Genomic DNA, 12,376 nt, shown 5'->3' with positions numbered 1-12,376 from the left:
TCAGGCGGCGGATGCCTCGCGGCGCGCCGCCGCCGAGCGACCGATCAGGGTGCGCGCGACGAGTCCGATCGCGGCGACGACGATCGCCATGACGAGCGGCGCGACGACGAGGCCCGGATCGGTGAGTGCCATGCGGAACACCCCGACGCCGTAGTCGACCATCTCGCCGGGGTACTTGGCGAGCACCCGGGTGCCGGCCGCGGCCGACACTGCGGTGATCAGCGTCGGCCCCACCCAGAGCATCACGAGGCTCGCGATCGCTGCGACGATGCGGCCGACGGTGTCGATGCCGCCCCAGGCGATCGCCGCACCGACGAGCACGGCCGGCACCCAGCGCACGGCCGCCCAGAGCCAGGCCGGCTCGCCTGCGAACGCGGGACCCTGCGGGGAGAGGAGCGCGTGCAGCCAGCCGGCGGAGAGGATCGCCGCGATCGTGAAGCCGATGACCGCGCCGGCCCGCGGTGCCCTGGCGATGAGCCAGAGCACGCCGACTCCGACGATGACGGCGAGGATCGCGACGGCGACGACGGCCCAGAGGTAGAGCACCGACCAGTCGTCGTCGCGAAGGCCCCCGCCGACGGCGGTGGCGGTCTGGCCGATCGCGACGGCGTCGACGAGGAGCACTCCGGCGAGGAGCAGCGCGAACCCGCCGCGATGCGTCCATGCGCGGGTCGCCCGCCCCACGAGGCCGGCGATCGCGGCGCCGATGATGACGAGGCTGGCGATGAGCGACAAGGAGTACTGGCTGAACGGCAGCAGCACGAGCGGCATGTCGTCGGGAAGCGTCTCGCTCGCCCAGAGGTTCTGCAGCGGCAGGCGCATGCCGGTGATGAGCCACGGCAGCAGGCCGAGAGCGGCCGAGCCGACGCCGATCAGAAAGAGCTGCCACGTGCGCAGCTGCCGGGTCGGGCTCACGACGGCCACCGGATCGTCGGTCATCGTGTGCTCGGGGGAGTGCTGTACGTCGGAGTTCGTCTGGCTCATCGCCACCTCGAGTTCGATCGGGCCGGCTGAGCCGGGCGGATTCTCGACCCTACAACTGGCCGCCGACGCGCGCGGCGCTGTCGGCATGGCTGAATTCTTGCGGAGCGTGGCATTCTGGCCGAATGACTCGCCGCAATCATCGCGTCGCCGTGCTCGTGCTGCCGGGGGCGAAGCCGCTCGACGTCGGAATCCCGGCACAGGTGTTCTCGACGCGGGCGAGCATGCCCTACGAGGTGCGGGTGTGCGGCGCGGCGCCCGGACTCGTGACGGGCGGCGACGGGCTCTCGTACCACGTGGCCGACGGCCTCGACGCGCTCGAGTGGGCCGAGACGGTCTTCATCCCCGGTTACCGTCACCCCGATCGGGACGAGCCGCCGGTGGCGGTCGTCGACGCGCTGCGGGCGGCGCACGCGCGGGGGGCGCGGCTCGCCGCGATCTCGACGGGGGCGTTCGCCCTCGCAGCGACCGGGTTGCTCGACGGGCGTCGGGCCACGACGCACTGGCACTACACGGAGGCGCTCGCCGCGAGGCATCCGCTCATCTGGGTCGACACGAACGTGCTGTTCGTCGACGAGGGCGCGGTGCTGACCTCGGCCGGGGCGGCATCGGGCATCGACCTCTGCCTGCACCTCGTGCGCCGCGACCACGGTGTCGCCGTCGCCAACCACGCCGCCCGGCGGCTCGTCGCCGCGCCGTACCGCAGCGGCGGCCAGGCGCAGTACGTGCCGCGCAGCCTGCCGCCCGAGCTCGGCCCGGTGTTCGCGGCGACCCGCGAGTGGGCGCTGCGGCGGCTCGACGAACCGCTCACCCTCGATGCGCTCGCCCGCAACGCCAACGTCTCGCCGCGCACGTTCTCGCGTCGCTTCGTGGAGGACACCGGGTACACCCCGATGCAGTGGGTGCTGCGGGCCCGGGTCGACATGGCACGAGAGCTGCTCGAGCGCAGCGACCTCGGGGTCGAGCAGATCGCCGCGCGGGCCGGTCTCGGCACCGGCGCGAACCTGCGGCTGCACTTCCAGCGCATCCTCGGAGTCTCGCCGAGCGACTACCGGCACACCTTCGCCGCGGGGGAGTAACGGCGGGGGAGTAACGGCGGGGGAGTAGCGGCGGTCGAGGAGCGCGGTCGAGGAGATCTGGCGAGAGATCTGGCGAGATCCTTGCGGATGCTGACCTGCACGCCACTCCCGCGGCGCCGTCGCGACGACGAAGGTGGAAGGCGTCCGGATCGAAAGGAACCCCTCCGCCATGACCACCCGCATCGCCATCAACGGCTTCGGCCGTATCGGCCGCAACGTACTGCGCGCGCTCGTCGAACGCGACGCCGACTTCGAGGTCGTCGCGATCAACGACCTCACCGCCCCCGACGCGCTCGCCCACCTGCTCAGGTACGACAGCTCGCTCGGCCGCTTCGGCCGCCCGGTGTCGGTCGACGGCGACGTGCTCGTGGTCGACGGCCGCCGCATCCGCGTGCTCGCCGAGCGCGACCCCGCGAAGCTGCCCTGGGGCGAGCTCGACGTCGAGATCGTGCTCGAGTCGACCGGACGCTTCACCTCGGCCGACGCCGCTCGTGCGCACCTCGACGCCGGCGCGCGGCGCGTGCTCGTCTCCGCGCCGTCCGACGGCGCCGACCTCACGATCGCGTACGGGGTGAACCACGCCGAGTACGACCCGGCGACGCACGTCGTCGTGTCGAACGCCTCGTGCACGACGAACGCCCTCGCACCGCTCGCGAAGGTGCTCGACGACCTGGCCGGCATCGAGCACGGGTTCATGACCACCGTGCACGCCTACACGCAGGAGCAGAACCTGCAAGACGGCCCGCACCGCGACCTGCGCCGCGCCCGTGCCGCCGGCGTGAACATCGTGCCGACCTCGACCGGCGCCGCGAAGGCCATCGGCCTCGTGCTGCCGGGCCTCGACGGCAAGCTGCAGGGCGACTCGATCCGCGTGCCCGTGCCGGTCGGCTCGATCGTCGAGCTCAACACCACGGTGTCGAGGGAGGTCTCGCTCGACGAGGTGCTCGCCGCGTACCGCGCCGCCGCCGAGGGGCCGCTCGCGGGAGTGCTCGCCTATGTCGACGACCCGATCGTCTCGAGCGACATCGAGGGCGACCCGCACTCGTCGATCTTCGACGCCGCCCTCACTCGCGTGCACGGCAGGCATGTGAAGGTCGTCGCTTGGTACGACAACGAGTGGGGCTTCTCGAACCGCGTCGTGGATTCGCTCGGCCTCCTCGCCGGCTGAGCAGGCGACGAGCTTCGAGCGCCGCCTACACGGTCGCCGGCGTCGGGTGCCCAGCGCGGCTCAGCGCCTCCACGACGAACCGGGCGTCGCGGTCCATGCCCATCAGGGTCGAGGATGCCACGGAGTACTGGAACGGCATGCCCACGAACGCGAGCCCGGGGCATCCGGTGGCGATGCCGCGCACCTCGAGCGGTCGCCCGTCGTCGCCGACCACGCCGTCGATGTCGATCCAGCCGAGGTCGGGGCGCGACCCCGTGCACCAGACGACGGTCGCCGCGTCGACCCCCGTGCCGTCGGCCGTGACCGGTCGGCCGCCCTCGACCCCGGTGACCCGTCCGAGTTGCACGATGCCGGCGCGATCGAGCGCTGCCGGCTTGTTGCGCACGAGCATCACGCCGTGGGCGAGCACGGCGGCCCGCATCGCGCGCCCCTTCGGGCTGTCGATGGTCCTCCGGCGCAAGCGACTGACGAAGAATCCGGCCATGAGGTTGCCGAGCGGGGTGTCGATGTCGACGGGCACATGCCCCGGGTGCCGACCGGCGAGGGTGACGGCGTGGCCGTTGCGGGCGGCTTCGAGCGCGACATCCGTGCCCGAGTTCGCAGCGCCGACGACGAGCACCGGGCCGTCGGCGAGCTGTTCGGGCCCGAGGTAGTCGAGCGAATGGAGCTGGCGGATCGCCGGATCGAGCTCCCGCGCGAAGGCGGGCACGACGGGGATGCGGTGCGCGCCGGTCGTCACGACGACCCGCTCCGCGCGCACCTCGTCACCGCTCGCGAGCTCGAGCCGGAACCGGCCGTCGCTGTCGCGGGTCATCGCGATGACCCGCGACGAGGTGCGCACGGGCAACTCGAAGTGCCGCGCGTAGCGCTCGAGGTAGTCGCCCATCTGCGCGCCGGACGGATACGCGAACCGGCCCTCGTCGAGCCGCAGGCCGGGCAGGCTGATGAACGGGCGCGGGGTGAACAGGCGCAGCGAACGGTAACGCTCGCGCCAGGGGTCGCCGACGCGCGCATGCTCGTCGAACAGTTCGAGACTCGCGCCGCGCTCGGCGAGGCGCTTGCCGACGGTGAGCCCCGCGGCTCCCGCGCCGATGACGGCGGTGTCGATGACGGTGGTGGACATGGCGGCCTCCTTTTCCGCGTGACACTACGGATGCCGCGGGGCGGCCGCGTCGGCAGAAATGCCCAATTGCGCTCAGCTCGCGGTGGTCAGCCCGTGCTCGAACGCGAACGCCGTCGCGGCCGTTCGGCTGCCGAGCCCGAGCTTGCCGAGGATGTTGCTGACGTGCCGCGCCACCGTGCGCTCGCTGAGGAACAAGTCGCCCGCGATCTGCCGGTTCGACCGGCCGCTCGCGACGAGGCGCAGCACTTCGAGCTCGCGCCGCGTGAGCCCGGCGGATGCCGCGGAGCGCTCGCCCCCGGCCGCCACCCGTTCGAGCCGGTCGAGGTCGGCCACAGCGCCGAGCCCGGCGAGCACGGTGCGGGCGGCGTCGAACTCGAGCTGGGCGGCCTCCTCGTCGCCGAAGGCGCGGTTCGCGCGGCCCATGAGCACCCGCGTGACCGCTGCCTCGTAGGGTGCCTCGAGTCGGCGCCAGACCGCCCACGACCGGCGCAGCAGCGGCAGGGCCTGCTCCGATTCATCCGCCCCGATCAGGAGCCTGGCCTCGGCGCGGTCGGCCTGCGCATCGAGGTAGGCGGTGCCGAGCGCGTCGGCCATCTCGCGCAGCTCGGATCCTGCGCGGGCGGCGAGCTCCCAGTCGCCGCCGTCGACCTCGAGCTCGACCTGCGCGGCGAGCAGCTGGGCGCGCACGCCGGGTGACGGCGAGGCGTTGAGCGCCCGCGCGATGCCGGCGCGCGCCGCGGGTGTGCGGCCCTCGTCGCGGCGCAGGAGCGCGAGACCCGGCTGCACCTCGAGCCCGAGCTCCGATGCGCGTCGGTAGGCGGTCTCGGCGTCGGCGCGACGGCCGATCAGCCGGCACAGCTCGCCGAGTGCGTAGTACGCGTGCTCGAGGGTTTCGGCTCGGCGCTCGCGCTCGCAGACGGCGGTGAGTGTCGCGGTCGCCTCGTCCCACTCGCCGAGGAGCTGCAGCACTCCCGCGCGATGCACCGAGCACTCGCCGCGGAACGTCTCGAGTCCGCTCTGGGCGTCGCACCAGTCGCTGAGGTCGCGGGTCCACACGCGGGCGCGCTCGACGTCCCACCGATCGAGGCAGCTCGCGATGACCGCGCAGTACGCCGGGCCGGCGGCACGATCGCTGACCCGGCCCGACGAGATGGCGAGCATCACGAGATCCATGCACTCGAAGCCCTCGCGCATGCGGCCGTGCTGCACGAGCGACCGCCCGAGCGTCATGGTCGCGAGCACTTCGACGTCGGCGTCCCGAGCGGTGCGGGCGAGTTGCACCGCGCGCTCGCCGAGGTCGACGGATGCCTCGAGCTGACCGCTCGCGTACGCGCCGATCGCCCGGCAGAGGCCCGCGATCGCCGCACTGCGCGCGCTGGGCACGCTCGTGTCGCAGAGTTCGAAGAGCCGCGACATCCACGCGCCCGCTCGCACCGCTTCGCCGCGGTCGCCGAGCGTGAAGCCCAGCCAGAACGCGCAGCGGATCGCGGCATCCGTCTCGCCCTCGTCGAGGTAGGCGAGGTGTGCGGCATCCCATGCTCGCTCGCAGTCGGCCTCGCGCCCCAGGAACCAGGCCGCGAGACCCAACTCGTCGAGTTCGACGGCGGAGAGTTCGGCTCGGCGGGCCGTGAGCTCGTCGGAGCGGGCGACCCAGTCGATGACCTGCGCCGCGCCGACCGGGGACATGGCGTCAGTATCCGCCTGCAGGGCGTCGGTGACAAGCCGCGCGTCGGCGCCGCTCAGGCCGTGATGCCGGTCGGGCCGGCCGGCTCGCCGAACCAGTGCCCCGGAGCGGGCAGCTGCACGCCCACCGACGCGAACGCGATCGCGGCGAACGCGTAGATCATGATCGCGATCGTCAGCCCGCCGAGCGCCATCGTGGTCGGCACGGCCCACGAGACGCGCACGAGCTCCGCCCGATACCGGGGGATCGCCATGAACGCGAGCCACATCGATGCCGCGGCGAAGCCGGTGATCCAGACGGTGCGCAGCGCGTCGCCTGCGAGCGGCGCGACGATGGCCAGCACGAGGGAGGCGATCGCCATGAGCAGCCCCGTGTAGGCGAAGAATCGGGCGAAGCCGATGCCGCCCACGTCGTCGCCGGTCCACCACGGCCCGTCGGGTCGATCCGCGCCGTCTGACCAGTCAGGATCCCGGGTATAGCCCATGATGCGATCGTAGAGCGGATCGCCCGCTGCACGCAGGTCGTACGGTGCCGGGTCGACACGGATTCGCGCGACCGAAATCCGGCATTGCACTCGAGGCATCCCGCCCACTAGTGTTCGAAGGCTGCGCACTCCGCGCGGCATCCCCGGAATCTGAGAGGAAGGCCATGACCGTGTCTCTGCAGCGCACGAGCGAGGCCTCCTACATCGAGCCCGCGACCCCGCAGCGCGCCCTGTTCATTCAGCGCACCCTGTTCAATCGCGAACTCGACCAGGTTCTCGACCCGGCACACTGACGCCGACGCGGCATACGCCCGCGATTCTCGTCACCCCGTGCCGGTCGAGGCCCGGGGTGTTTCTCTGTCTGCGCGCGACGGGGAGCCTCGGGCCCCCGGATCAACGCAACGCACACGCAAGACAGGAAAGGAACATGGAGACCATCACGAAGCGGCTCGTCTCGTGGGCGAGCCTGATCGACGAGAAGACCGTCGAGCAGGCCCGCACCTCGTCGACGATGCCGTTCATCTACCCGCATCTCGCGCTCATGCCCGATGCCCACCTCGGGCTCGGCGCCACGGTCGGGTCGGTCATCCCGACGCTCGGGGCGATCATCCCCGCGGCCGTCGGGGTCGACATCGGCTGCGGCATGATCGCGGTCAAGACTCAGTTCGCCGGCTCCGCGCTGCCCGCCGACCGGCGGGCGGTGCGGGAGCAGATCGAGCGCGCCATCCCGCTCTCGGCGGGCAAGGTCAACCGCAAGATCGTCGCGACCGCCGAGCCGCGCATCGCGGAGCTCGAGGAGCTCGCCGAGGCGAAGGGCTTCGACCCGGCCGCGTACGCGGGCAACTGGCGCGAGCAGCTCGGTTCGCTCGGCAGCGGCAACCACTTCATCGAGGTGTCGGTCGACGAGACCGACCGGGTGTGGCTCTTCCTGCACTCGGGCAGCCGGGGCGTCGGCAACAAGATCGCCCAGCACCACATCAAGGTCGCCCAGCGCTTCGCGAAGCAGTGGTGGATCGAGCTGCCCGACCCCGACCTCGCGTACCTCGTCGAGGGCACGCCCGAGTTCACCCGGTACATCGCCGAGCTCCGGTGGGCGCAGCACTTCGCCCTCCTCAACCGGGAGGAGATGATGGACCGCGTCATCCGCCAGGTGAGCGAGTGGGTCGGCACGGCGGTCGAGGAGCAGGAGCGCATCAACTGCCACCACAACTTCACCGAGAGCGAGATGCACTTCGGCAAGCGCGTGTGGGTCTCCCGCAAGGGGGCGATCCAGGCGGATGCCGGTCGGCCCGGGTTGATCCCCGGCTCGATGGGCACCGCGTCGTACGTGGTCGAGGGGCTCGGGCATCCGATGTCGCTGAACTCCTCGCCGCACGGTGCCGGGCGTTCGTTCTCGCGAACGAAGGCCAGGCAGAGCTTCACGCACGAGCAGTTGCGTGAGGCGATGGTCGGCATCGAGTTCCGCGACACCGACGCGTTCATCGACGAGATCCCGCAGGCGTACAAGCCGATCGACCGGGTGATGGCCGATGCCGCGTCACTCGTGACCGTGCGGCACACGCTTCGGCAGCTCGTCAACGTGAAGGGCGACTGATCACCGAGCGAGCGGATGCCGCGGCTCGCGTGTCTCTGCGGAGGCGCGCGAGCCGCGGCACCCCCCACCTCGAGGGGCATACGCGGCGAACCCGCGTCGGGTAGCTTCGGTTGACCGATTCTCCGAAAGGAACCCTCCGCCCGTGATCTCACGTCGCATCGTCGCGCCCGCCCTCGCCCTCGGCCTCGCCGCCCTCCTCAGTCTCGGTGCCTTCGGCGCACCGGCATCGGCCGAGGAGTTCCCCGGCTTCCCCTCGCCGCCTCCGAGCCCGCCGGTCGAAGAGACCAATACGCTCCTGCTTTCGCCAAGCGATGCCGTCACGAAGCCCGGTGTGCCGGTGACGTTCGAGGTCACCGTCCTCGCGAGCGAGGGAGGTGCGCCGCTCGATCCCCAGCCGGAGCTGACCTACACCCTCGGCACCGACGCTGCCGGTGACGTTGTGGACGGTCTGACCGTGACGGCCACATCCTCCGGGCCGCGCGCCGTGTTCGTTCGATCGGGCGCCCAGTACGGCGTGACGGAGCTCACCGTCGTCGGTGACCCGGTCGCACTGCAGATCACGCCGAGCGCGCCGAGCGTCGCGAAGGGTGGGTCGCTCACGTTCACAGTGACCGGCGTCGACGATTGGGGCACACCGATCGACGGCAGCGCCGCCGTCCTCACGAGCTCGGTCGGCACCGATGTCGTCAACGGGCAGACCGTCACCTTCCCGACGGCGAGTCCGCACACGATCACTGCGACGATCGGCGGGGTGACCGCATCGGTCACCGTCGAGGTCGTGGCTCCGGCCACGGCGAAGGGTGCATCGGCCGAGCTCGCTGAGACTGGCGTCGCTCCCTTGCACTCTGGTCTGGTCGCGGCGATCCTGCTGCTGGCCGGTGCCGCCATTTCCGTGCTCACGATCGCGCGTCGTCGCGTTCAGCATCAGTAACTCGTCTGGCATCAGCTCGTCTGGCATCGTCAAGGCTCCCCGGTCACGGCACGCGTGATCGGGGAGTTGCTGCGTTCGGGCGACGTCGGCTCATGAGCTGCGGAATGCGCGCAGATGTCGATCTCGCGCGTTCTCGTTCGACGTCAGAATGAGAGCGGAGATACCGACTCGGAAGGACTTCATCATCATGCGCACTCTCATCGTCACCGAGTTCATCAGCCTCGACGGCGTCATCGATTCTCCCGGTGGCGGTTCGCACCCGCGGGCCGGCTGGACGTTCAAGGATGTTCCGTTCGTCGAGGAGGCCTACGAGATCAAGGGGCGCGAGCAGTTGGAAGCGGGCGCGATGCTCATCGGCCGCGTCAGCTACGACGAGTTCGCGCCGGTCTGGCCGTCGATGGACGACTTCGCGGAGTACAACGAGATGCCGAAGTACGTCGTGTCGAGCACCCTGTCGAACCCCGAGTGGCACAACACCCACGTGCTGCGCTCGCTCGACGACGTCGCGAAGCTCAAGCAGGGCGACGGAGCCCCGATCCTCGTGCACGGCAGCGCGACCCTCGCCCAGGGCCTCGCCGCTGCTGGGCTGGTCGATCGCTACCACCTGCTCGTCTTCCCGATCCTGCTCGGCGACGGCAAGCGCCTCTTCGGCAGCGGCGACCCGCACACGCGCCTCGACCTCGTCGAGTGCGAGGCCTACTCCAACGGCGTGATCAAGCAGGTCTTCGACGTCGTGCGCTGAGCGGATGCTGCGGGCATCACGGATTCCGCGGGCATCACTGATGCCGCGGCGCTCCGCGTGTGGCAACGGTGTCGGATGCCGCGCCCGCTCTTCCGCACGTGCGCTCATGCACTCGCGCTCTCATGTGCTCTTGTGCTCAGAAACGCGCTCATGCTTCAGGAATCCGATATGCCAGTTCCCCCTCATCACTGAGGGGGAACTGGCATATCGCGTTCGGCACACTCATCGACAGCGCCGGTGGCATCAAGTGAGACATGCGCCCGGCGGCGAACCGCCCTACCATCGGAGGAACGCACCGGCACCCCCACCCGACGTCGCCCGAGTCGAATTCCCACCGTCGGTGCGCAGCCCAGGAGCCCGAGTGACGACCCATGCTGACGACCAGCCGTTACCCGGGCTCGGTGCGTCCGCCGACGAACTCGCGTCGCGGGCTGGTCGCCGCAGCGCCGACGACGGAGGCACGCTGCGCCCGCGGCGGATTCCGGCACCGGAGTGGGGGAGGCACCCCTCTCCGCGAGATGTGCAGCGCTACTACCTGTGCAGCGAGGAGCCGAGCGGAGAGTTCGTCGAGGTGATCATCCCGGTGACCGATGACGGACGGCGCCGCTACTTCACGACGAGCGACGGCGAGCGCCTGACCGAGGTCGACGAGGACTACTTCGTGCGCCGGCGTGAGGGCAACGCCCGATCGCTGCTCGAGCTCGACTCGCGCGAGATGGCCGAGCTGCAGGCCGAGCTGAACTTCGTGCGCCCCGTGCTCGGGCGCGATCCGCTCGCCGAGGCGGCAGCGGCCGAGCCCGAGCCCGAAATGACCACGGCCGCCGCCCTCGAACCACCAGATGGAACCGAAGCTGAAGACGAAGAAGCCGAAGCTGAAGACGAAGAAGACGATGACGACGAGACGACCGAGGAGTACCACGCGGTGATGGGATCGAGCAGGTTCGAGCAGGTCGAGCCCGAGGCATCCGTGATGCCGACCAATGTCACCCCGATGCCCGTCGCGCTGTCGGCGGTGGCGCACGCCTCGACGCATCCGGCCGCGCACACGCACGTGCCCGCCCACGCCGCGCCGCCCGCCCGCGCCGCCGCGCTCGCCCCGGACTCGACCCGCGCGGCCGATGCCGCCGCGCAGGTGTCGCTCGCGAAGGGCATCGCGTTCGTCGCGCACCGCGGCCAGGTCGACCGGGTCGGCGCCGAGTACATCGACCATCCGGGCCGCGTGGCCGAGCGATTCGACCCGCTGACCGATTCGGTTTCGGCGGCCGCGGGGTGGTTGCACGACGTGCTCGAAGACACCTCGGTGACCGTGCAGGAGCTGCTCGAGGCGGGCGTGCTGCCCGAGATCGTCGAGGTCGTGCAGTTGATCACCCGAACGCCGGATGTCGCAGACGACGAGTATTTCGCACGAATCCGTCGTCACCCGGTGGCCCGGCGCGTGAAAATCGCCGATATCGATGACAATTCTGCACCGTGGCGGGTGCGTCGTCTCGGTTACGAGGAGCAGGTGCGTCTTGCCGAGAAGTACCGCCATGCACGTGAAGCGCTCGACGGCGAATAGCCTGATCGCACCGCGATTCCTCGGGGGGCGATGGGCGGCGGAATGATTGCCGCTTCATCGGCTTGAACGCGCGCTACGATGTGCCAAAGGGGGAGCAGCGATGTCGAGAGCTCGAGAATCGGATCCGACGTTGATCGGTTCCGTCCAGCGCGCACTGCGCTTGGTCGACATCATCGCGAATGCATCGCGACCGATGCCCGTGAAGGCCCTCGCCTCGGTGAGCGGGCTCACGCACGGCACGACCTACAACCTGGTGCGCACGCTCGTGCACGAGGGGTACCTCGCGCGTGAACCCGACGGGCTGCTGCTCGGCGATCGATTCCCCGCATTCCGCGAGGGGGATACGTCGCCGCAGGGCGTGTTCGTCTCGCGTGTGCGCACGGCGTTGCGCGGCGTCAGCGAAGAGCTCGGACTGACCACGTACCTCACGCGCTTCGACGACGGCGAGGTCGAGCTCGTCGACATCGTCGATGTCGAGCTCAACCCGCGAGTCGACTTCTGGGTCGGGCTGCAGAGCAGCGCGCACGCGACGGCGCTCGGAAAGCAGATTCTCGCGGTGCTGCCCGAGGAGGACCGGCTCGACTATGTGTCGAGGCATCCGCTCGCCGAACTCACGCAGAATACGATTCGCGACCGTCGGGTGCTGTTCGACCAGCTCGAGCGCTCGCGCGAGAAGACCTTCGATCGCGAGGAGTACTCGATCGGCGACACCTGCATCGCTGTGCCGGTGCGGGCGGGGGGCATCACGGCGTCGCTCGGTGTCGCGGTGCCGACGCACGCCTCGGCGGCCCTCAACGACGCGCTCGCACTCGAACTCCGCGCCGCCGCCGCGAAGCTCTCGCTGCAGGTCGGCGCCGACCGCATCGTTCAGTAGGATCCCTGTCGAGAACCCGGCTGAATTGGATGCGCCGAATCGGCCGCTGACCGGGTATTCCGGCGCGCTGTGCACGCCCACGAGAACGCCCTCGGTTGAACAGTTCATTATCTGAAATCTCAGCCGTTGTCATGTGAGCGACAGCCCCGTAGCGTGGC

General features: G+C 70.5%; 12 protein-coding genes. 8 read left to right on the top strand and 4 right to left on the bottom strand.

Features of this window, described 5'->3' with window-relative positions; translation table 11 throughout:
- On the bottom strand, positions 1-1,071 hold the full coding sequence (locus DCE93_RS12625) for a hypothetical protein (protein WP_146185003.1): 1,071 nt from the start codon (positions 1,069-1,071) through the stop codon (positions 1-3).
- A 35-nt stretch (positions 1,072-1,106) separates the two neighbouring features.
- Between DCE93_RS12625 and DCE93_RS12620 the strand changes: the two genes are divergently transcribed.
- Both DCE93_RS12620 and gap read left to right on the top strand, forming a co-directional pair.
- Positions 1,107-2,060 (top strand): GlxA family transcriptional regulator, encoded by a 954-nt coding sequence (locus DCE93_RS12620; RefSeq protein ID WP_108596185.1) that lies wholly within the window; start codon positions 1,107-1,109, stop codon positions 2,058-2,060.
- 169 nt (positions 2,061-2,229) lie between these two features.
- Positions 2,230-3,228, top strand: a complete 999-nt coding sequence (gene gap, locus DCE93_RS12615) for a type I glyceraldehyde-3-phosphate dehydrogenase (RefSeq protein ID WP_108596184.1) — start codon at positions 2,230-2,232, stop codon at positions 3,226-3,228.
- Between the two features lie 25 nt (positions 3,229-3,253).
- Here gap and DCE93_RS12610 read toward each other — a convergent pair whose 3' ends face one another.
- From DCE93_RS12610 to DCE93_RS12600, 3 genes are all read right to left on the bottom strand, one after another.
- Positions 3,254-4,351 (bottom strand): flavin-containing monooxygenase, encoded by a 1,098-nt coding sequence (locus tag DCE93_RS12610; protein ID WP_108596183.1) that lies wholly within the window; start codon positions 4,349-4,351, stop codon positions 3,254-3,256.
- A gap of 72 nt (positions 4,352-4,423) precedes the next feature.
- Positions 4,424-6,037, bottom strand: a complete 1,614-nt coding sequence (locus DCE93_RS14705) for a helix-turn-helix transcriptional regulator (RefSeq protein WP_108596182.1) — start codon at positions 6,035-6,037, stop codon at positions 4,424-4,426.
- 53 nt (positions 6,038-6,090) lie between these two features.
- A complete protein-coding gene (locus DCE93_RS12600; RefSeq protein ID WP_146185002.1) occupies positions 6,091-6,519 on the bottom strand; it encodes a hypothetical protein in 429 nt (142 codons plus the stop codon).
- 164 nt (positions 6,520-6,683) lie between these two features.
- On the opposite strand from DCE93_RS12600, the gene DCE93_RS14930 reads away from it, so the two are divergent.
- The 6 genes from DCE93_RS14930 to DCE93_RS12575 all read left to right on the top strand — a co-directional run bounded on the left by DCE93_RS14930 (position 6,684) and on the right by DCE93_RS12575 (position 12,218).
- Complete coding sequence (locus DCE93_RS14930; RefSeq protein WP_276329503.1) at positions 6,684-6,812, top strand: hypothetical protein; 129 nt, start codon at positions 6,684-6,686, stop codon at positions 6,810-6,812.
- A 134-nt stretch (positions 6,813-6,946) separates the two neighbouring features.
- Entirely contained in the window at positions 6,947-8,113 is a 1,167-nt protein-coding gene (locus DCE93_RS12595) for an RtcB family protein (RefSeq protein WP_108596180.1), read from the top strand.
- A 142-nt stretch (positions 8,114-8,255) separates the two neighbouring features.
- Positions 8,256-9,044, top strand: coding sequence for a hypothetical protein (locus DCE93_RS12590; protein ID WP_108596179.1), 789 nt, complete (start codon positions 8,256-8,258; stop codon positions 9,042-9,044).
- 187 nt (positions 9,045-9,231) lie between these two features.
- Positions 9,232-9,786: a dihydrofolate reductase family protein gene (locus tag DCE93_RS12585; protein ID WP_108596773.1), complete on the top strand. Its 555-nt coding sequence runs from the start codon at positions 9,232-9,234 to the stop codon at positions 9,784-9,786.
- Positions 9,787-10,147: 361 nt separating this feature from the next.
- Positions 10,148-11,344 (top strand): hypothetical protein, encoded by a 1,197-nt coding sequence (locus tag DCE93_RS14830; protein WP_244284170.1) that lies wholly within the window; start codon positions 10,148-10,150, stop codon positions 11,342-11,344.
- Positions 11,345-11,474: 130 nt separating this feature from the next.
- Entirely contained in the window at positions 11,475-12,218 is a 744-nt protein-coding gene (locus tag DCE93_RS12575; protein ID WP_244284169.1) for an IclR family transcriptional regulator, read from the top strand.
- Positions 12,219-12,376: the final 158 nt, after the last annotated feature.

Origin of the sequence: Agromyces badenianii (assembly GCF_003070885.1) — a bacterium.
GTDB classification, from domain to species: domain Bacteria; phylum Actinomycetota; class Actinomycetes; order Actinomycetales; family Microbacteriaceae; genus Agromyces; species Agromyces badenianii.
The sequence above is the reverse complement of the archived record's forward strand: the minus strand, read 5'-3'. Positions and strand labels throughout refer to the sequence as shown.